Annotated in this window: 19 protein-coding genes and 3 pseudogenes (1 of these 22 cut by a window edge); 5 read left to right on the forward strand and 17 right to left on the reverse strand. The window is 34.3% G+C overall.

The window, feature by feature from the left end; all coding sequences use genetic code 11:
- Positions 1–171 precede the first annotated feature (171 nt).
- From DET63_RS09225 to DET63_RS09265, 9 genes and pseudogenes are all read right to left on the reverse strand, one after another.
- Positions 172–642: a MarR family transcriptional regulator gene (locus tag DET63_RS09225; protein ID WP_113936509.1), complete on the reverse strand. Its 471-nt coding sequence runs from the start codon at positions 640–642 to the stop codon at positions 172–174.
- A gap of 204 nt (positions 643–846) precedes the next feature.
- Positions 847–1848, reverse strand: coding sequence for a bifunctional threonine ammonia-lyase/L-serine ammonia-lyase TdcB (gene tdcB / locus DET63_RS09230; protein ID WP_113936510.1), 1002 nt, complete (start codon positions 1846–1848; stop codon positions 847–849).
- Between the two features lie 106 nt (positions 1849–1954).
- A pseudogene (locus DET63_RS09235) lies at positions 1955–2698 on the reverse strand (GNAT family N-acyltransferase).
- Between the two features lie 69 nt (positions 2699–2767).
- On the reverse strand, positions 2768–3316 hold the full coding sequence (plsY, locus tag DET63_RS09240; protein WP_002085555.1) for a glycerol-3-phosphate 1-O-acyltransferase PlsY: 549 nt from the start codon (positions 3314–3316) through the stop codon (positions 2768–2770).
- Positions 3317–3451: 135 nt separating this feature from the next.
- Positions 3452–4351, reverse strand: a complete 900-nt coding sequence (locus tag DET63_RS09245) for a BadF/BadG/BcrA/BcrD ATPase family protein (RefSeq protein WP_113936511.1) — start codon at positions 4349–4351, stop codon at positions 3452–3454.
- A gap of 18 nt (positions 4352–4369) precedes the next feature.
- Positions 4370–5521, reverse strand: coding sequence for an anhydro-N-acetylmuramic acid kinase AnmK (gene anmK, locus DET63_RS09250; protein ID WP_113936512.1), 1152 nt, complete (start codon positions 5519–5521; stop codon positions 4370–4372).
- A 21-nt stretch (positions 5522–5542) separates the two neighbouring features.
- Positions 5543–5809 (reverse strand): hypothetical protein, encoded by a 267-nt coding sequence (locus DET63_RS09255; RefSeq protein WP_016095317.1) that lies wholly within the window; start codon positions 5807–5809, stop codon positions 5543–5545.
- 78 nt (positions 5810–5887) lie between these two features.
- A complete protein-coding gene (locus DET63_RS09260) occupies positions 5888–7171 on the reverse strand; it encodes a PTS sugar transporter subunit IIC (protein WP_002069275.1) in 1284 nt (427 codons plus the stop codon).
- 11 nt (positions 7172–7182) lie between these two features.
- Positions 7183–7488, reverse strand: a complete 306-nt coding sequence (locus DET63_RS09265; protein ID WP_000865888.1) for a PTS sugar transporter subunit IIB — start codon at positions 7486–7488, stop codon at positions 7183–7185.
- Positions 7489–7714: 226 nt separating this feature from the next.
- Between DET63_RS09265 and DET63_RS09270 the strand changes: the two genes are divergently transcribed.
- Positions 7715–9274, forward strand: a complete 1560-nt coding sequence (locus DET63_RS09270; RefSeq protein ID WP_113936513.1) for a glycoside hydrolase family 10-like protein — start codon at positions 7715–7717, stop codon at positions 9272–9274.
- Between the two features lie 57 nt (positions 9275–9331).
- Here the strand turns inward: DET63_RS09270 and DET63_RS09275 are convergent, their stop codons facing one another.
- The 3 genes from DET63_RS09275 to DET63_RS09285 all read right to left on the reverse strand — a co-directional run bounded on the left by DET63_RS09275 (position 9332) and on the right by DET63_RS09285 (position 12244).
- Complete coding sequence (locus DET63_RS09275) at positions 9332–10165, reverse strand: DUF3974 domain-containing protein (protein WP_113936514.1); 834 nt, start codon at positions 10163–10165, stop codon at positions 9332–9334.
- 24 nt (positions 10166–10189) lie between these two features.
- Positions 10190–11302: a toxic anion resistance protein gene (locus DET63_RS09280; protein ID WP_002119468.1), complete on the reverse strand. Its 1113-nt coding sequence runs from the start codon at positions 11300–11302 to the stop codon at positions 10190–10192.
- 348 nt (positions 11303–11650) lie between these two features.
- Complete coding sequence (locus DET63_RS09285) at positions 11651–12244, reverse strand: O-methyltransferase (RefSeq protein ID WP_113936557.1); 594 nt, start codon at positions 12242–12244, stop codon at positions 11651–11653.
- Positions 12245–12549: 305 nt separating this feature from the next.
- Here DET63_RS09285 and DET63_RS30180 point away from each other — a divergent pair, with 305 nt between their 5' ends.
- Entirely contained in the window at positions 12550–12708 is a 159-nt protein-coding gene (locus tag DET63_RS30180) for a hypothetical protein (protein ID WP_002085567.1), read from the forward strand.
- Positions 12709–12742: 34 nt separating this feature from the next.
- Here the strand turns inward: DET63_RS30180 and DET63_RS09290 are convergent, their stop codons facing one another.
- The 3 genes from DET63_RS09290 to DET63_RS09300 all read right to left on the reverse strand — a co-directional run bounded on the left by DET63_RS09290 (position 12743) and on the right by DET63_RS09300 (position 15296).
- Positions 12743–13612, reverse strand: a complete 870-nt coding sequence (locus DET63_RS09290; RefSeq protein ID WP_113936515.1) for a sigma-70 family RNA polymerase sigma factor — start codon at positions 13610–13612, stop codon at positions 12743–12745.
- Positions 13590–14900 (reverse strand): phytoene desaturase family protein, encoded by a 1311-nt coding sequence (locus tag DET63_RS09295; protein WP_113936516.1) that lies wholly within the window; start codon positions 14898–14900, stop codon positions 13590–13592. The genes DET63_RS09290 and DET63_RS09295 overlap by 23 nt, the downstream gene beginning before the upstream one ends.
- A 72-nt stretch (positions 14901–14972) precedes the next feature.
- Entirely contained in the window at positions 14973–15296 is a 324-nt protein-coding gene (locus DET63_RS09300; protein WP_113936517.1) for a luciferase domain-containing protein, read from the reverse strand.
- Between the two features lie 241 nt (positions 15297–15537).
- Between DET63_RS09300 and DET63_RS09305 the strand changes: the two are divergent.
- Both DET63_RS09305 and DET63_RS09310 read left to right on the forward strand, forming a co-directional pair.
- Positions 15538–16692: pseudogene (locus DET63_RS09305) on the forward strand (HD domain-containing protein); the annotation flags it as partial.
- 113 nt (positions 16693–16805) lie between these two features.
- Positions 16806–17438, forward strand: coding sequence for a cupin domain-containing protein (locus DET63_RS09310; protein ID WP_002136296.1), 633 nt, complete (start codon positions 16806–16808; stop codon positions 17436–17438).
- Between the two features lie 618 nt (positions 17439–18056).
- Here DET63_RS09310 and DET63_RS09315 read toward each other — a convergent pair.
- A pseudogene (locus DET63_RS09315) lies at positions 18057–19293 on the reverse strand (exosporium glycoprotein BclB-related protein).
- Positions 19294–19762: 469 nt separating this feature from the next.
- Between DET63_RS09315 and DET63_RS09320 the strand changes: the two are divergent.
- Positions 19763–20053, forward strand: coding sequence for a DUF4183 domain-containing protein (locus DET63_RS09320; protein WP_002136293.1), 291 nt, complete (start codon positions 19763–19765; stop codon positions 20051–20053).
- Between the two features lie 65 nt (positions 20054–20118).
- Here the strand turns inward: DET63_RS09320 and DET63_RS09325 are convergent, their stop codons facing one another.
- Positions 20119–20810, reverse strand: the 3' portion of a protein-coding gene (locus DET63_RS09325; RefSeq protein WP_113936518.1) for a DUF4183 domain-containing protein. Its footprint extends 253 nt past the window's final position; 692 of the gene's 945 nt are visible here — the last part of the coding sequence; its start codon lies beyond the right edge, outside the window — the gene reads right to left on this strand; its stop codon occupies positions 20119–20121.

Raw genomic sequence — 20810 nt, forward strand, 5'->3', positions numbered from 1 at the left:
ACAAAATAATAACTCTGTTTTGTTGATTAGTCAACAAAAATACAATAATAAAAAGGTAGCCTTACTATGAACAGGCTACCTTTTTATTATTTAAATGTATCCCGCATGAACGGGAAAATAAGTTAGTTTTCGGGATTAACTACCTGTAAAAGCCCGAATTCTTCAACTTTATTATGACTTAATATGTATACCTTGTTTCTTTATTTCTGCATCCAAATGCCTACTATACTTTTCCACGAAGTTAATTATACTGTCGAATTCTTCCTCGGTTACTTGCTCAAATACAGCTTTATCCCGCTCTTGAAACTCTTTGTGCAGTTCTTCATGAATTTTATAAACTTCTTTCCCTTGTTCGGTAAGCCTAAAATAAATTTCTTTCTTATTTTTCGACTTTTGATAGCTTTCAATAAGGCCTTTTTTTATGAGCTTCTTAGTCATTCTACTTATTGCACCGCGAGTCACATAAAAAGCCTCTGCAAGTTGTGTCACGTTAGAATCTGTATTGTTTTCAATATATTCAATACAATGTACTTCAGAAGACTTAAAACCCTTCAGACCTGCTTCCATCTTATCCTTATTTAGCCAAACCATCTTATTATATAATTCCCTGAAACCGTTCATGACCTGTTCTTCCTTATTCATGGCCTATCCTCCTAACAGCTCATTCATACATTAAAACCATTATATTAAATTTCTGTTTCTGTTTCGACAATATTGATATAATTATTTGAGTTATCTTTGAATATAGACGATTACATATAATAATTTACTATACAGTAGACAAAAAGTAAGAGCTAAGATTAGTTTTCTTAGCTCTGCTTTCATAAAATTTATGTTATTTAAATACTATTTCACTTCATTAGCTACAAAAAATTGCTCACAAACACTTGATATACGTTGCAAGTCTACGTTCCCACCAGATATAACCGCTACTACTTTTTTCCCTTTTATATATGTATCCACTTTCCCTGCAAGTAGAGCAGCAGTAGCTAGTGCACCTGCACCTTCTACAACGGCTTTACCACGCTGTAATAAGTCTTTCATCGCTACTTCTAATTCACCTTCTGACACTGTTACAATATCATCTACTAATTCTTTTACAACTTCAAAAGTTAAATCACCTGGTATTTTAACTGCGCAACCATCTGCTATAGTAGGTGCCTCATAATGTTCTACGATTGTCCCTTTATCATAAGATGCCTTCATCCCATGAACATTTTCAGCTTGTACACCAATTATATTGATTGATGGATTAAAAGACTTTAATGCAACAGCAATTCCAGAAATAATTCCACCTCCGCCAATTGGTACAATGACCGTATCAACATCCCACATATCATCAAGAATGTCCAAACCAATTGTACCTTGACCAGCCATTACCTCTACATCATCATATGGATGTAAGTATGTTTCACCTGTTTTCCTAATAATCTCCTCACATTTTGCCTTCGCATCATCAAAAGTTTCACCATATAAAATCACTTCTGATCCGTATCCTCTAGTTGCTTCAACTTTCGCCTTCGGTGCAGAAATCGGCATCACAATTTTACTCTTAATACCAAGTAAATGAGCAGATAAAGCAACTCCTTGCGCATGATTACCAGCGGAACAAGCAATTACGCCTCGCTCTTTTTCTTGATCTGTCAACTGTGACATTTTATTAAACGCACCACGAAATTTAAAAGAACCCGTTAATTGCATATTTTCTAATTTCAAGTGAATTTCTCCGCCTGTTTTACTAGTCAAATAAAATGATTTTACTAAAGGAGTTTTACGAGCATTTCTGTCTAAAATGTTTTGAGCTTTTTTAATGTCTGTTATATGTAATGGTAGTTTTTTAGTTATCATGCTAACACCTCTTCTAATAATTTATAATCTACTGTTTGTCTCATTTTTAAGTTTTCGTAAGTAATAATCCCTTTATACGCAACCAACTATGTTCAAAAATCATTGCTCATATATGTACGCCATTCTTTAATGTACATCTGTGTAAACAATTCAACATCCTTTTCATATCACGTTCTTTGTAATGATTCAGGCATGCAATTTGGATCCAGTTATTCTTTTGTAAATACGCTGATTCATAATGAAAAATATATCCTTGTAATGCTAACGCATCACCTAGCTCCTTAGAAGACTGATCTTCATTTAATTGAATGGTAACTATAATTGGCGCGGCATGTTCTTTAGGTGAAACAAGATTTAAACCCATAGTAGTAATAGCTTGTTCAATATATGTATACGTCTCTTTTATTTTTTCAAATACCATTTCATCTTCAAATATTTTTAATGCTTCTTGCAATGCATAAATTAAATTCCATGAATGGGAGTATGGGATACTTTCATTTTCTTCGTACATACCAATGTCCATATAAGCAGGTACTGCCTCGTTTACTTTTACAATTGAAAGTAAACGAATTTCATATACGTTTTCTCCATGTTCTTGCAAGTAAAAATCTAAATTTGAAATTTTATGATCTAATGAGAATGGTCGTTTTCCTCGCAACGCAACCATACCTACTAACTTATCACCATCTAAACAAATTAAATAAGTATTTTCTTCATGAAAACGATCTATACGAACATGCTCTTTCGTTTCTTCATGTTACGGAATTTCTTCTACAAATGTTTTATAATTCAATTTATGTATACTTTCAAATTCCCAAGCTTGATCAGCAACTTTATAAATTAACCCCATGTTGTATCTCCTTTATGTATTTAATAAAAATAATAAGTGGAGATTAACTCCACTTATTAAAAGTTCATTTCATTCTCGATTTACATATAAAATAAGTACAATGATAAGTGCACTTAAAATAGTCGTAACAATAGAGTAAGAATACAAAATCATGCAAACTGGTAAACAAGCGATTGTAATTAGTCCGGGCTTAGTAAATCCTTTAAAGATTAAATAAAATATAATGAAAACAGCAATAAGAGTAAGCGCTATCAAATAATCAAATGCAATTAACCCTCCAATAAATGTTGAAATGCCTTTTCCGCCCTTGCCTTTAAATAAAATTGGGTAAATATGTCCAAGTATAACAGCCAGTAAAGCTAACATTACAAATGTAGAATCTTCAAAAAGGTATTTTGCAATAGAAACTACGATTGCCCCTTTGATCGCATCACCTAAAAATGTAGCGACGAAATACCCTTTTCCATATACGCGCCCCATATTTCTTGCGCCAGGATTACCACTTCCTTCTTCACGAATATCAACATTATGTTTCCATTTCGTTACTATATAAGCGGTCAATATGTTTCCAAATAAATAAGAAGCCACCAAATACAAAAATTGCATACTATTAATCATGTAATCATTCACTTTCTACATGGGAGTACTTATACAATATTCAATGACTATGTATATTGTACTTTTTCTTGCTTTACATCCCTTTGTATATTTTAACATCATATTTTTACAAATCATACAAAAATTCTCATACTTCTATTTTATAAAATATACACCCTTCATTAAATGATATGTTCCTTTCACTGCCATTTCTGATGGTGATACGAATATAACTTCTCTCATACTTTTCTCACAGCATTTCTTAAATTCAGCATATATCTCAGGAACGAAACGCAATATACTGCCACTTACTGCAATTAAAGGTGATAAATCAAACTGCATCTTGTTGTAAATATTCACCGTAATTATCGTTAATTCCTTAGCCGCTTGCAGAATAATTTTATGTGCATCATCATTCTCATTCCTCGCTTCCTCTATAATTAATGGTGCAATTGCTGCAACTTTATCTTTTGAAGAACTATATACTAGTCTTTTTATATGAGATGATGTTAAAAGTCGAAACTCGTCTTGAATCCTTAAGCTTAATGGACAAAGTCTAACTCCTTGATCAAATTGATTTGCCATTCTCTTTAAACCTTGTAACGCAATCCAATATCCGCTTCCTTCATCGCCTAAAATATGTCCCCATCCACCACTATACTCGTACACTTCTCCTTTCTTTCCAATACAAATTGCGCCTGTACCGCCAATCGTTAAAATTCCATCCTTCCCTTTTAAAGCAGCTGCATGTGCAATCACTGCGTCATTAAAAACTTCAATTTTCGTTTCATATTTCTTTATTAATCGTAATGTTAATTCATTTGTATTCGCTCCACTTATACCCGCTAACCCTAAACAAATACAAACGCAATGCCCATCAATTAAAGCTTTCTTGCATTGATCGATCGCCTCCATAATATGCGAAACTGCTTTTTCATAATCTATTAATATATTTCCAAACCCACTCGTACCTCTTACAACTTCGTTTCCGTCTTGATCAAATGCAATTGCTTCTGTCTTCGTGCCTCCACCATCTACTCCAATCATATACTTCATATGTTCGCCTCATTTTCATCATCTTATTGGAGGGAATGTTATATTCCCTAAAACTACAGATTGCTTTGCACCTGTTGCGCTTGGCACATTACTCGGATTACGATGATGCGTTTCGTTTGCTAATATCGCAAAGGCGATTGCTTCTTTCGCCTCTGAAGAATAGCCTATATCTTCTTGAATGAATATCGCGCACTTTTCTTCATTCAATCCATTTCGTATCATGTCAACAAGTGTACGATTATAACTGCCCCCACCACCTAAAATTACTTCATCGATTTCATAATACGGCAGAATAAACTCCTTATAATGATTAACAATTGAACTTGCTGTAAACATCGTGACAGTCGTCAAAAGATTTTCTTTACCATGCTTTTCAAACCGCTTCAATAATTCACTTACAAACTCTTCTCCAAACTGTTCTCTACCAGTTGATTTCGGTGGATTCATTTTCAAAAATGGATGGTTCATACAATATGTCAAAATTTCATCTACAACTACTCCTTGTTTTGCAATCCTACCATTTTGATCATATGGCAACTGAAATAATCTTTGACATACATCATCGATTACCATATTTCCTGGGCCAGTATCAAAAGCAATTACACTCTTATTACTTCGTTTACTTGGAATCACTGTAACATTACCAATCCCGCCAATATTTTGTAGTAATCTATTTTTAGTTTGATGGCGATACAAAATGACCTCTGAATATGGCACAAGTGGTGCACCTTGTCCCCCTGCTGCCATATCCATTGTTCGAAAATTAGAGATAACCGTAGTGTTCGTTTCATATGCTATAACTGCTGGTTCTCCAATTTGCAATGTCGAAGAAATACTATTGCCTTCTTGCTTTGGCTGATGATAAATCGTTTGTCCGTGAGAACCTATTAAATCTAATTGTTCCAATGACAAATCAGCCTTTTTACAAACTTCCTCCACAGCATTAGCAAAACATAAACCAAGCTTAAAGTTCAAACTGCATATCAATTGAACATTAGATGTATCAATTGATAAAGCCTGCAGTATCTCATTTTTTATATCCTTACAAAATGGAACAGTAGTAAAATGAATGAGTTCGACCTTAGAATCTACACCGTTCCCTTCTATATGAACGAGCGCTACATCTATTCCATCTAACGATGTACCGGACATTATCCCTGCAATATACATAAAATACATGCCCCCTATTCACTAAAAAACAATTATGTAAGTAAACAACGTACAACCTACAGAAAACAATATAAATCTAATAAACAACTGGACTTTCGATACAAATGTGCCATCAATGAAAGAAACAACGATCGTAAGCAAAACACTTGCCGCAATGCTTGTAACGATCCATATACTATGCATTTGTGATAGATTTAGCATTCTTAATAAAGGTACGAAAAGTAAATTCGCACATATCACTCCAAATAACAATAAAAATACACCTTTATAGCTAAATTTTATATTCATTCCATTTCACCCTCTCTGGACTTAATGTGAAAGAAGTGATAGACAAAATGCCTATCACTCAAAAATAAAATATAAAACTTACGGATTAACAGATTCCCCATCACCATTTTTCTCAATTTCAAGCATGTTTTTGTCGTACATTTTAAAGAATGGTAAATAAATAAGGAATGATATTGCTATGTTTATAAAAACTAATACAATTGCACGCCAATCTCCACCTGTGGCTAAATATGCACCAATTGGAGCTGGTAATGTCCATGGAGGCATTATATGTGTTGGTGTAACAAACCCCATCGCAGTTGCTGAGTATGCAATAGTTGCTGTTACTAGTGGTGTAATGATAAATGGGATAATTAAAATTGGGTTTAGTACAATTGGCAATCCAAAAATAACAGGTTCATTAATATTAAAGATACCAGGCACAATACAAGTTCTTGATAATGCCTTCGAATATTTTGATCGACCAAATACAATCATAGCTAATACAAGTCCTAACGTCGCACCAGAACCACCAATCCATATAAACCATTGGTATAATGGTTCTGGTGAAATGAATGGCAACTGATTTGCTCCACTAGCAACTGCTTCACCATTTTTCCCTAAATATACTTCCCATAATGGCCGGGCAACAGTTCCAACAACCGACACACCATGGATTCCGAATGACCAAAAAAATGTAATTAAAAATACTGGAATGATTACACCGAAGTAACTATCACCAGCTTTTACTAACGGTGCCGCTAATTTATCAACTACATGATGTAAATCAATACTAAAAACGACAGTTACTAAACTCATTAAAATAATTACGAATGCAGCAGGTATAAGTGCTTCAAACGAACGTGAAACAGACGGCGGTACTTGTTCTGGCATTTTAATCATTACATTTTTCGTCTTACAAAATCTTAAAATCTCTACTGATAAAATAGATACGATCATCGTTACGAATAATCCATGCCCCCCGAGATTTGTCATCGGAAGCATAAATCCTTTTTTATCGATTAATTCGGGCGTCAATGTTAAAAGTAGTGAGCATACTGCTAACTGTGCCCCTGATAAAGCATCTAACTTATAACTTTTCGCTAAATTGTATCCTATACCAAATGCTATATATAAAGACATAATAAACATCGTTAAACGATATGGTATTAATATACTTGTTTGATTTTTCAATGCCCAAACTGATATGAAACTATCTTTCGGTAATGGTGGAAATGCTACTATTAAAAAGAAACTCCCTACGATAATAAATGGTAACGCCGAAATAACTCCATCACGGATTGCTTGTAAATGCCTCTGTTCAGAAAGCCTTGCCATCGGTCCAGATAAGTTTTTATCAAGAAACGTGACAAACTTATTCATAACGCTTCCCCCTAACTAATTAATTCATTTACAGTTTTTAATAAAGTCGGTCCACCAAGCGGCGTGTATGCTTGCGGCGGAATAATACCGCACGGAATAGATTCTTGTTCTGTAAGTTTTTTTACAGCGTCAAATCGATGTCTAACTTGAGGTGCAACCATTACAACATCCCAACCATTCTTTACTTCTTCCTCCACCTCACTTGTTCCAATAGCATGCACTTCCATGTTCATACCTTTTTTCTCTGCTTCTTTTTTTAAAGCGTTTACAACAATTGCGCTGGACATTCCTCCAGAACAAACGAATAAAACTTTCATTATTGAATCCTCCTATACTTATAAATTGTTTCTTTCAAATGAAAGAAAGTTTCACTTTACTAACAAGCATATGAAGAAATGAAACGATTTAGTTATACTGAAAGTAAATTTCACTAAAAATATTTTTCCTATTAAATTAATGTTTCAATATTTATTTTTCTCAATTGCAGGGCCAACCTAACATCATATATTATTTTAAATAATCGTATAATAGGGAGGCGTATAAATGATTATGAAACGTTTAGTAATGATGTGCTGTATCGTCATATTGTTTACTCCTTTCTCTTTCATTTCCCCTCACTCTACTTATGCTGAAGTAAATACTACTTACAAAAAACATGAATTACGCGCTGTATGGATAGCATCTGTTCTCAACATTGATTGGCCTTCAAAAACTGGCTTACCTATTGAAAAGCAGAAACAAGAATTTATAAGACTATTAGACGATGTAAAAAACACTGGTATGAATGCAGTCGTTGTACAAATTAAACCGACTGCTGATGCTTTCTATCCTTCAAATTACGGTCCTTGGTCTGAATACATTACGGGTACACAAGGAAAAGACCCTGGATACGACCCGCTCGCATTTATGATTGAAGAAGCACATAAAAGAAATATAGAATTCCACGCATGGATTAATCCATACCGAATAACGATGAATCACACTGATATAAATCGATTATCAAATAATCACCCTGCAAGACAACATCCCGATTGGGTTGTGCCTTACGGCGGGAAGCTATATTACAACCCTGGTATTCCAGATGTGAAAAACTTTATAACGGAAGGCGCTTTAGAAATCGTAAAAAATTATGATGTTGATGCAATTCATATGGACGATTATTTTTATCCTTATAAAGTAGTTGGCGAAGAATTTCCTGATCAAAAAACATTTGAATCATATAATAATGGGAATTTTTCAACTATCGAAGATTGGCGTCGCAATAATGTAAATGAACTCGTAAAAGGTTTAAATACTGCTATAAAACAAGAAAAATCATACGTAAAATTTGGCATTAGTCCATTTGGCGTATGGCGAAATATAGCTGATGATCCAACTGGCTCTAACACAACTGCAGGTCAAAGAAACTTTGATGACCTTTACGCTGACACACGTGAGTGGATACAAAAAGGATATATTGACTACATTACACCGCAAATATATTGGAATATAGGTTTTACACCTGCTGCATATGATATATTAGTAGATTGGTGGGTAAAAGAAACCAATAATAAACCCATTCACCTATACATCGGTCAGGCGGCCTATAAAATTAATAACAGCTCTGTCCCTGCTTGGTCTGATCCTGAAGAATATCCAAAGCAAATCGCTTTAAACCATCAATATCCACAAATAAAAGGTAGTATGCATTTCAGTTTAAAAGATATAAATAACAATCCACTTGGAATTAAAGATAGACTCTCAAAAGACATATATAAACACCCTGCATTAATTCCACCTATGCCTTGGCTTAATCATGATCCACCAAAACAACCTACTTTAAAAGGTGCCATTCCAAGAGATGAAGGTATTGCTATAGGTATCATTGATGATAGAGAGAATGACTCTGCTTATTACGCAATTTACCGTGTGAATGGAAAAAATGAAGTGGATATACAAAACCCAAAACATTTACTTACTACTGTAAGAAAAACAAAACTTGGAGAAATTTACGTAGATAAAACGGCTATTTCTGGAGAAACGTATACGTATGTGGTAACTGCAGTTGATCGATTGCATAATGAAAGTATTCCTTCTAGTTTTACTACCGTTAAGGCAAAATGAAATCTCAAAAAAAAACGCCTTAAAGCTGAGAAATACTTAGCTTTTAAGGCGCCTTTTTTATTTATTCTTAAACTTCTCAGTCGCTGCTCTCATCTTCACATTCAAATCATGATCAATGGAGTCACGAATATCACGCTCTACTACTTCCATTTCTTTTTGGAAATTTTGCAAGTAGATTTTTAATTCTTCTTCTTTTTCAGGACGTTGTGATGGTGGTAATTGTACCACTAATGATAACATCGCTGTTAAATCTTTCATTAAGAACGTTTCAAGTTTATGTTGTTGTTCAAACATACGTTGTTCTTGATAGTACGGAAGTGCATTTAATACTGAAATTGTAATGTCATCAACCGTTCTTTGTAGTGAAGGATTAATCGAGCGTTTATATGCTTGAATTGTATTTAATGCATCTGGATATCGATCATAGAAATACAATTTATAAAACGATAAGTCTGTCGGTTTAGCAGTTTGCTGTGATTCTTGTCTCAAGAAATCTTTCACTTTCATTGTTGCAATATCAATATCTTCATTCGTAAGCTTTTTCGTTGTTTTTGCCATCACATGCACTTTTTTCTGCTTTTCTTTCGGTAACATTGAGAAAACTTGCTCTCTCGTACGTTGGCCCGATGAACAGAAAAGTGTATTTAATGTATTTTGTTCTTTTTTCCCTTCTGTACGAATCCAGCGATAAAAGAGTGGGTGCTGCGTAAATTCTTGTAAAAACGGTGTTGATTTGTTCGATAATTTTTCAATAGAATCTTGCGCTCTCTTATATGGTTTCGTCCATGAAAAATAAAGTTTACGTCCGAAGTATACAACTAAAACAACGACAGTAAATGCGATTAAAAGTAATGATCCTAATAGTAATAATACTCCTTGAATGAAACTCATTTTTTCACCTCCTCTAAAAGTCTGTTATTTCCTTGGACGCTGAATGAGTTTCTGCTTCATCTCATCATTAAATGTATCTAGTTCAATTACAAATTTCTTACTAGACTCAATAATACGTTCTGACGATTTCTCAGATGCTTCAATAGCGGCAAATACATTTTGGAATGATTCACGTAATTTATCCATGCTAATTGCAGGATTTTCAAGGAGTTTTGTTGTTTCTTCTGTATTTTGTTTTAATGCTTGTGAATTGCTTAATACCATTGATTCAATCGCTTCATTTGTTGCATTAACAGCATCAATTGTTTTACGTTGATTTGTTAATGCAAGCTGTATTGCAGCGGAAACCGTTACAACGTTTTGCGTCATCGTAATTGCATTACGAATTGCCTCTGATAGCTTTTCATTATTTTTCTTAATGATGTCTACAGATGCGATAGATTGTAATAATACACTTTTTGCTTGTTGCATATTACGAGTACGCACAAGTATCTTTTCTAATGCATCATTTATTAACGGAATATCCCTTTGACGTTCTGGATTTTGTTTCTCAGCTTCAAGCATACCAGCAAGTTTTCTTCCTAAGTATACTTGTTTATCAAGAGCGTGAATTTTATCGTGTGATTGCTCTTTTAACATTTCAAGACCAACCGTATCCTCTTGCAAGTTATCACGGCCAATGAGAAGTGATCTTATAATCTCCTCGATTTGCTTATCTATAGATTGATATTTATGCACGTAATTTTCAAGCGGATTTTTCTTAAACACTTTAAACATAAGTTTCTTCATACCAGTTGCTTTTAATGAGTTTGGATCAAGTTCTGATACCACTTTTCGTAATTCTAACAATGTATTTGGAATTTCTTCATTCTTTCCATTCATCATCGCTGTCACAGGACGTTTTAAAGCTGATAGCGTTTGTCCTGCCGCTTGCTGCTCTTTATCCCCTAAGTCTCCAAGCTGCGACAATACTTTTGATAAATCTGTATTTTGCTCGCTATTCAACTTTTGTACATAAAGATCTGCTTCTTTATTCAGTTCTTCAAGTTCTGCATCTTTTATTACTGTATCCACTACTACTTCTACATTATTATCTTTCACAATCGATACAGGTTCTTTTTTCTCGAGTTCAGTCAACAAAATCGCTCCTTTATTTATATGTGCGAATTTATGTGCACTATATTTCATCTAATATATCGTATTTCATATACATTTTTGCTTGCTTGAAATCGATTTTTCAAGAAATACCTGCTTATGCAGTCATTCCCTGTTTCATAGTATAAGTATACCTGTTCTCGTCATTATTTTCCTCAGACTTAAGACCTAGAGAACAACATGCTGAAGACGGATTCTTCACAGCTTACCTTACTTATCACCACTGACTATTAATTTGAAATTCCATTTAGTTACCTTCTTAAATTCATACAATGCTCTATCTTTTGACATATACTATCTTTCAATGTGATAATTATATTAGGTCCACTTCTAATTATTCTTCCGCGCAACAAATGCTCCCTTTTGAAAAGCTAATAACACGGTTTCAAACGTAACGTCTTCTTCAATCATCTTTATAAATCCAGCTAATTCCCCCGCATGAGAAGTTGCATTATCAATTACAAGAAAACCTTTTGGCTCTAAAATACGTTTTATATGTTCCCACCACCACATGTATTGCGTGCGCTCTGAATCTAGGAAAATAAAATCAAATGAACGATCTACTTGCGAATCTAAAAATGCCCCAGCCTCTTGATTATGAATATCGATTCTCTGTGTAAGATTTGCCCTTTCAAAATTTCCAAGTGCCTCTCCAACCCGTTCTGAAGAAAGTTCTACAGTTATAACATTTCCATTTGTTTCTTCTACCGCATTTGCTAGCCACAATGTAGAATAGCCATTTGAAGTTCCAATTTCTAAAATTTTTTTTGCATTGCACCCCTTTACTAATACTGATAAAAACTGCCCCATTTCACGAGAAATATTTCTTAATTTTTCTTCTCTTTTTTCTTTATTTCGATCATGCTCTTCTCCATATTGTTCAAGTTGCAATAATAATGAATCTAGAGTATTCATTTTCTCCATCGCCTTTCCAAGCAATATGATGAAAAAGTACATGATGCCCGTCTACTTTTCATTATATGCGAAATGCACCCCTTTTTCCTGTTATACGACAAAGAATTAAAATTTTTTATAGCATATTGTTTCGTTTTTTGGTAAAGTTAATTTCTACGTGCAATTATTTAATTCACATTATTTTACAATCAGTTTTCAATTATAAGATAATCTAAACCCCATTTAAATGAATCGGTATTTCTAATTCAACTAAGCGCCCTTTTCGGACGCATTTTCTTTTGTTTATATATTTCTGTAAGAAAGGATGCTTACACATGAACGTGATTAACTTAGATGCTGCTAGAAGACGTAAACAGCATAAAAAACTAATGATAACTATACCGATTATTAAACGCATTTATGAAGAAGACGGGGAAATTAAATTCGAGGTAGCCGGCGAAAAAGATGTACCTCTTGAAATGTTAGAAAAATAAAAAAAAGACGCACTTCTAAAGAAATGCGTCTTTTTTATACTATTACATTTAAGTGCATAAGTTTTTCAGGATTAACCATCATATAAATGTTTGAAATTTTCTCATCCTCAAATATGAATGAAAGTACATACGTCACTTTATTATTTATTGTAACTATAACGCCTGGTGCACCATTTACTATTTTGAAATCAACACTATACTTTTCTGGCAATCGTTTTGCAATTCCAAAGAACAAACGTATAATTTTATCTGCAGAATAAATCTGATTAATTGCAGTTGTAACTTTACCACCACCATCTGCTTTAAATATCGCATCTGTTTTTAAAACTTCTAACATACCTTGCGTATCCCCACACTGTAATGATGATACAAACTTTTCCACATAGGCAGCCATTTTCTTCGTACTTAATGTTGATTGCTTCGGCTTATCTAAAATACTTTTTCGTGCACGTTGAAAGATTTTTCGGCAGTTCACACTACTCTTTTCTACAATCGAAGCGATTTCTTCGTAGTCATAACTAAAAACCTCTCTTAATATGAAAACAACCCTCTCTACCTCAGTCAGTTGTTGTAAAAGTAATAAATATGCCGTAGAAATTGATTCTTTCATTACAAATGACTCTGATGGATCATCAATCTCTTCCACAAATGGCTCTGGCAGCCACATTCCGACATATACGTTACGTTTATGTGCTGCCGAACGTAATTTGTCAATTGAGCGATTTGTTACCATTTTACATAAATAGGCTCTCATATTTTCTATAGATTGAACGTCCTCCATATTATTAAACGATATAAATACGTCATGGACGATATCTTCAGCATCCATAACACTCCCAAGGATTCTATATGCTAACGAAAATAATAATGGTTGATACGCTTCATATAACTGCTCCGTTTCCATGATGAACTGCCTCACTTTCAAATTTCTTTAAAATGTGTAACGCTGCACGTTTCCCGCTTGCTACCGCAGCATCAGCTAATATTTCATCATGCCCAGCCCAATCCCCTGCAACGTAAACACCTGGCATTTCAGGTATATTAGGGCCCGGTTTTTCAACACGGTCAATATGAGGAAAATCATGTACTACCGTTATTTTCGGTAAATATTGCTTTGCAACAACTTCTCTTTTCCAATTAGGATGTAGCAACTCCATCGTATTTTCTAACTGTTCTTGATCATCATGAAAATGATTTATCTCTAGCATAGGATTATGGTACTTAATTAAACTCACTACAATTGCTCCATCTTCACTTAATTTGGCTGCTCTTGATTGATTCGTGAAAAATATAGGTTGATCTAACCCTAATGCAAATTGATGTGTAGGATTGGTTAAGCGTCTTAAACCAATATCTAATGCAGCGACGGTAACCCCTACCGATTGTTCACTCCATCTACACAAACTTGTTCCTTCTGCACCTTTTATTATTTTACAAGCTTCTTTCGGTGGAATCGTCACGACAACTGCATTAACTTTAAATACTTCATCATCCGAACAACGAATTTTTTGTATACCTTCACAATTTTCTACTTCCAATACATGCTTACTAGCCTGAAATTGCACCCCAACATTATTCGCTATATCTCTTAATTTTGTTATTATCGTCTCCCAACCACCATCTACATAAAATACTCCTTCTTTTATTGAAAGCTGTATTTGCGTTAGTACAGATGATGCTAATTGTATTGTAGGAGCAAACGTATATGTTGTTGTTCGGCATAGCGCATAAAATATATTTCGAACCATCGGATCTTTTATTTCATTTTCTGCCCATGTAGATAAACTCATTTTTTGAACTTCTCCTACATCTAATTTCCCTAAATGAATCATAAGACGAGAGAATTGTACTTTTGCAGACCATGAAAGTAACGGTGTTGATAAAATGGAGCGAAAATCTGTTGGAATGGTAAATACATCCCCTTTCCATATTCCATGTGCTTTTGTAGATGGCATTCCACCTGGAAGATTCAAACCTAACTCATTAAAAGTTAAAAATGCTGCTCCTCCTCTGTATAAAGCATGTGCACCAAGATTCATGCAAATGCCATTTTTATTTATAGTCATCCCCCGACCACCAAAGCGACTGGATTTTTCCAATACAATAACTTTCCTTCCAGATTTCGCTAAATATATAGATGCTGTTAACCCAGCAAGCCCACCACCAACAATTGCTACATCAAATGTATTCATAATAAAATCCCTCCTTATCGTTCTACATACAAGACGAACGATTTAGGAGGGATGTGACATAAAAATAAATTTTTATTTATCTACTTTATTTCTTTTTTGTATTCGGTCATATTGCATACGAAATAACTCAATTGCGAATGGAATATCCTCTTCACTCTTTATATAATAACTTATCCATCCTGATTCAGGTAATACGTGATGTGGTTTCACTAACCCTTCATTCACTAATTCATCTCGCTTTACCTTCGGAAATGGTAAATCAACTAACTTTTCACCATGAAGATGACCAAGTTCTTTCTTACCATAATTTATTTCAATACCACCAAATCGATGAGGTTTTTCAGAAACACCCGCCCAGCTGAGCACTTCATTTCTAATCATTTCACTAAATGACATGAACATTCACTCCTTATTATTGATTGATATAATTTTAAATTAACACGTTCATTACTTTTTCCATCAATCCAAAATATGAATGCGAATACGAATACGAATACGAATACGAATACGAATACGAATACGAATATAGTTTAATCTCAATATACTTTATTTTTTTAAACAATAATTACAATTTCAAAAGGTCTTTATCATATTATATAGAATTATTATTAAAAATAATTTTAAAGGATGGATATATATGTGCAAGGTATTATTACGAAAGGCGAATTATCTTCAATCTGAGGAATTAACACTATTTAAAAAAGCTATAAAGTTTGCAGAGCAAGCACACGATGGACAATACCGTCAAACTGGAGAACCATACATCATTCATCCTTTCGCGGTTACAGAAATATTACTAAATTATAAAGCTGACGTCACAACATTAGTTGCTGCGTTATTACACGATGTTGTAGAAGATACAGAGCATTCTCTAGAAGAAGTTAAGTTATATTTTGGTGCGAACGTTCAATATATTGTAGATGGATTAACAAAAGTTAAAAAACAATGTGGTCAAAAGAAAGCATTATACGAAGCAATTAATTTTAAAAAGTTATTACTGGCCTCTCAAACAGATATACGTGTTAGCATTATAAAAGTTATAGACCGCCTTCATAACATAAAAACATTGAGTGTTAAAAAGCCTGCAAAACAAGTAGCTTATGCAAATGAAACACTAACACTCTTTGCACCACTTGCAGAGAGATTCGGTTTATATTCAATCCAGAATGAATTAGAAAACCTTTCTTTTCAATATCTACATAAGGAAAGATATAAAAAAATACATAATCTTCTAACGGAATATGCGCCACACATTCAAAACAATATAACGAATTTAAGAAAAGGCATACTTTCTTTTTATGATACTACCCTGTCATTTGAAATAAGTTATGAACTCAGCCCTATTTACTCTGCTTACTCACAACTACAAGAATCTCAAAACGTATCAAGTGTTTCACGAATATGTATCACCACTGCAAGTGTGCTAGATTGCTATAAAATTCTTGGAATGATTCATCAATTATACAAACCAACTATAAACTATTTCGAAGATAATATCGCTCTTGAAAATAGCCATTTTAATAACAATTTAAAAACTAAAATAAATATGAATGATACTGAACAAACAATTATCATTCAAACGCAATCAGCAAAAACATTAAAAGATAATGGTATTTTTTATTTATTGAATAGTAGAACTGTAGATGTTCAAGCAATATCTTATAAAATAATGAATGATATAATTGTGAATAACAATTTATTAACTACAGATCCAATCGCCTTCCACAATTTAGTATCGTATGAACTATTCGAAAATACTATTACGGCTTATACTACAGATTTACAACCTATATTATTTATAAAACAGGTGAATTTATTATGATACAGACAAATGCACATAACTAACACTAGGCACATATCCTAAAGTTGTATCCATACTTACCTATAGAAAGGCGGGTAATACAATTGACTTCTAATATCGACTACACTTCCCCCTCAACTAATTTCACTCATGATTTAAGTAAAAGTAATTTTTTTAAGAAAGATGCCCAAAATTATATAAACGTACTTGGCATTAAACAATTAAATACTTTAGAAAATACTTCTTTATTAGATATTTATTTAAGTACAGGGAATGTTGTAGAACCACATATTCATCAAAATGCAGCTGAACTTGTTTACTGTATTTCAGGATCTGCTGTTGTTTCTTTACTTAATCCATTTACGAATCAGATATTAAACTTACCGATAAAACCAGGGCAAGTTGCCAACATTCCACAAGCGTGGTGGCATTATGAAATTGCTTCAGCAGATAATACTCATTTATTAGCTATATTCAATGCCCCAACCCCAGAAGTTATTTTTGGTTCTGATATTTTAAGATTAACTCCTGCTAATATGATGGCTCATACTTATTGCCTCAATGAACAACAATGGAAACAAGCAGTATCCCCAATTCAATCCACTACGGTAATTGGTCCTCCCGCAAACTGTAATCAAAACCGCGACATGATAAATCAGTCAACTCAGCCCCCTACTCAGCAACAAAATCTATATTACCAAGATTCTTATTACTTCCCTCTATACTGGGGGTATTAATTAGTATCATTTTAATAGAACCACCATTTATCTCCTCGGAAAATACCAAGGAGATTTTTTATCGTAACAATTAATAGAGTACATACATATAATATTTATATATTTAATTGGAGGTGATAGTACTATGAGTAATTATAACTATCGAAAAAACTACTCTAATAATAAAAATAGTAGCTCTTCAGCATCCTCTCAATCTTCGAACTCTCAATCTTCCGATTCCCAGTCACAAAGAGATTTAGCCGATCAAGGCTATGTAAAGAAAAAGGGATGTAACTGTAATAAAAATAAATAGTTTATTACTAATTTGAGCAATGACATTTCACCGCTCATGATTAACAATTTAACCCACTAGTATATAGTTTATTTAATGGATGAATTCTGTTTTTAATAGAATTCATCTTTTTTGTTTCTATGTAATTTTTCAAACCATATAACTTATTCCATAAACAATAAAGTGTAAATCATAAATTTTATTTTTTCTTATATACCAACTTAATAAAGAGTAATTTCCCAATTGGTTTATTACCTATCTTTCAAAAAAATATAGCCCCACCTAATAAAATTAGGTGGGGCTATATACAAATGCCTGTTTAAATTTCAAACAAACATTGTAACAAGTTAGACGATATTAATACCTGCACTTACAAATCCAGCAACTGCAGCTATTGGACTAGCAGCTGTTAATGAAACATATAATAATACTTTATCCCCAGCGGCTACCGGAATTGCTTCAGGTATGATACCTGATGCTGTGTCCAAAATAGCTATTATAGCAAATGCTGGTGTTAATAATAAAGGTGCTCCTTGTACTGTAAACGTATTACTTGCTGCTGGTGCAGTTAATATTTGTATCTGCACTTGAACAGGTGATAATGGAGCTAATGCAGCTGTTGCACTAAAGAAGCCAGCCAATGACGTAATAGTCCCTGCGCGTGGTGCTACAAATGCATAATCACCTATCCCTAACGCTAATGTGATACTTGTTCCACCAGTTAAAGCAACTCCAGGCTGACTAAATCCAAATCCAAGAAGAGTTCCTGTATTAGCTACTAATGCGTTAACTAACGCAGATGGTGTTGTACCTGAAGCAAACGGAATAATAGCTCCGCCACCTGTTGCTCCTGTTGCTCCTGTTGCTCCTGTTGCTCCTGTTGCTCCTGTTGCTCCTGTTGCTCCTGTTGCTCCTGTTGCTCCTGTTGCTCCTGTTGCTCCTGTTGCTCCTGTTGCTCCTGTTGCTCCTGTTGCTCCTGGCTCCTGTTGCTCCTGTTGCTCCTGTTGCTCCTGTTGCTCCTGTTGCTCCTGTTGCTCCTGTTGCTCCTGTTGCTCCTGTTGCTCCTGTTGCTCCTGCTCCACCTGCTCCTGTTGGACCTGTTGGACCTGTTGGACCTGTTGGACCTGTTGCTCCTGCTCCTGGAGTAGCACCAATTAATTGAGTTAATAAATTTAATAGCAGTTGTAAACTTGCTGGATCAATAATTAAAGAGAAGAAGAATGGTGCAAGGGCACTGTAGAATTGTTGTAATAAAGAAAGTAATTCGCTTAAGTTTGGATTAGGGGATTGTAGTACATTGATAATACTTTGAATTAGTTGTTTTAAATAATTCCCCTCTGGAGATGGTGCTAATCCATTTAGTAAATTTAATAGTTGAGTAAACAAATTGAGTAAATTTAATCTGTTTGCATCACTTGGATTTGCAAAAAACGCTGCAATAGCTGAAATTAAAGAATTTAGTAAAGTGATTAATTGTCCTAATTGAGTGCTAGTAATTGGAACTGTTTGTGGATTATTACAACATTCTGGAGTGAAAACTATCGGATTGCAGTTATTATGACCAAAACAATTGTTATGTGACATTTATTTCCTCCTTACTTGTCTTATAGTTGAGTGTTTTCCTATTATAAGAACCATAAAAGTGTACAAAGAGTTATGTTATATATTCACTTAAAATAGGAAACATGAATTATAATTAAACTTTAAAACGACATTTAATTATGTTCATGACTCACATATTAATTATATGTTTTTAATAATTGACTGCTTAGATTAAACACCTAAACTTAAGAGTTTATTTTATTTTTCCACGTTTATCTATTAGGTCCAAAAGCACATTTTCATTTAAAAATTAAAACATAAATAAATCATTAGCATATATTCCACAAGTAACAACATCATTCTTTCAAATAATTAACAATGATACCTTTACTAATATTGTGTTCCTTCTATAAGAATACAGCCGTTTCTATTATAAAAAACTTTCATACAATATAGTGGACAAGTTATTCTATACTTCGTTCAAAAAAATAATTAAAGGAGTGAAATTTAATTGCCAATCATTCAACCATTTATCGCTTCTAGGAGATTTACATCTACACTAGGAGCTGGAACAGGAACAGGTGCAGCTTTTGCGATTGCTGCAACAGCTTGTTTAAACGATGCCGGTACTACTGCAACTGCCTTTCCAACTTTTACGTATTACAACCTCTATGTAAACGGCATAATTCAACCTAGCGTGAACTCCAGTGTCACCACAGGTCCTACTGGTGCTATTACAATTCCTGGCGGAGATGCATTAGACGGTGGAATCCCAATAACAATTGAATTTATCGTCACTTAATTTTAACTAATGTAATTTAGAACAAAAAAAGACAGATTCCTTTTTCCATTAAGAATCTGTCTTTTTTAATTAATAATAATAAATTGTAATATAATTGATGACCCTTGCGAAGGTGGTTGATTATCCAATAAAGTTAGTTTACCAGTACTAACTTCATAAAATGGTTGTGGTTGCAAAATTCCATTAATAAACAAATTTATATATGAAACCTCACTAGGTGATAATATATTCGTTGTCCCATATTGAGCTATCCCATCTGCATCTGTATATATAAGTTTCTCTCCATCTGAAAAAGTATAATATAATAAATTGGTTGTTGTTATGGGACCAATAACCCCAGGTTCTCCTGTTGGTCCCGTTGTACCGGTCGGGCCTGTTACACCTGTGGATCCCGTTGTGCCGGTCGGGCCTGTTACACCTGTGGATCCCGTTGTACCGGTCGGGCCTGTTACACCTGTGAATCCCGTTGTGCCGGTCGGGCCCGTTACACCTGTGGATCCCGTTGTGCCGGTCGGGCCCGTTACACCTGTGGATCCCGTTGTGCCAGTCGGGCCCGTTACACCTGTGGATCCCGTTGTGCCAGTCGGGCCTGTTACACCTGTGGATCCCGTTGTACCAGTCGGGCCTGTTACACCTGTTGGTCCCGTTAGACCGGTCGGGCCTGTTACACCTGTGAATCCCGTTGTGCCGGTCGGGCCCGTTACACCTGTGGATCCCGTTGTGCCGGTCGGGCCCGTTACACCTGTGGATCCCGTTC

Origin of the sequence: Bacillus sp. DB-2 (genome assembly GCF_003315125.1) — a bacterium.
In the GTDB taxonomy this organism is placed as follows: domain Bacteria; phylum Bacillota; class Bacilli; order Bacillales; family Bacillaceae_G; genus Bacillus_A; species Bacillus_A mycoides.

Bases quoted from the DNA above. Each gene is read 5' to 3' on its own strand.
- tdcB (WP_113936510.1), bottom strand. From the start codon at position 1,848: ATGATAACTAAAAAACTACCATTACATATAACAGACATTAAAAAAGCT.
- DET63_RS09290 (WP_113936515.1), bottom strand. From the start codon at position 13,612: ATGGAAACGGAGCAGTTATATGAAGCGTATCAACCATTATTATTTTCG.
- plsY (WP_002085555.1), bottom strand. From the start codon at position 3,316: ATGATTAATAGTATGCAATTTTTGTATTTGGTGGCTTCTTATTTATTT.
- DET63_RS09285 (WP_113936557.1), bottom strand. From the start codon at position 12,244: ATGGAGAAAATGAATACTCTAGATTCATTATTATTGCAACTTGAACAA.
- DET63_RS09295 (WP_113936516.1), bottom strand. From the start codon at position 14,900: ATGAATACATTTGATGTAGCAATTGTTGGTGGTGGGCTTGCTGGGTTA.
- DET63_RS09255 (WP_016095317.1), bottom strand. From the start codon at position 5,809: ATGAATATAAAATTTAGCTATAAAGGTGTATTTTTATTGTTATTTGGA.
- DET63_RS09260 (WP_002069275.1), bottom strand. From the start codon at position 7,171: ATGAATAAGTTTGTCACGTTTCTTGATAAAAACTTATCTGGACCGATG.
- DET63_RS30180 (WP_002085567.1), top strand. From the start codon at position 12,550: ATGAACGTGATTAACTTAGATGCTGCTAGAAGACGTAAACAGCATAAA.
- DET63_RS09275 (WP_113936514.1), bottom strand. From the start codon at position 10,165: ATGAGTTTCATTCAAGGAGTATTATTACTATTAGGATCATTACTTTTA.
- DET63_RS09300 (WP_113936517.1), bottom strand. From the start codon at position 15,296: ATGTCATTTAGTGAAATGATTAGAAATGAAGTGCTCAGCTGGGCGGGT.
- DET63_RS09265 (WP_000865888.1), bottom strand. From the start codon at position 7,488: ATGAAAGTTTTATTCGTTTGTTCTGGAGGAATGTCCAGCGCAATTGTT.
- DET63_RS09270 (WP_113936513.1), top strand. From the start codon at position 7,715: ATGATTATGAAACGTTTAGTAATGATGTGCTGTATCGTCATATTGTTT.
- anmK (WP_113936512.1), bottom strand. From the start codon at position 5,521: ATGTATATTGCAGGGATAATGTCCGGTACATCGTTAGATGGAATAGAT.
- DET63_RS09245 (WP_113936511.1), bottom strand. From the start codon at position 4,351: ATGAAGTATATGATTGGAGTAGATGGTGGAGGCACGAAGACAGAAGCA.
- DET63_RS09225 (WP_113936509.1), bottom strand. From the start codon at position 642: ATGAATAAGGAAGAACAGGTCATGAACGGTTTCAGGGAATTATATAAT.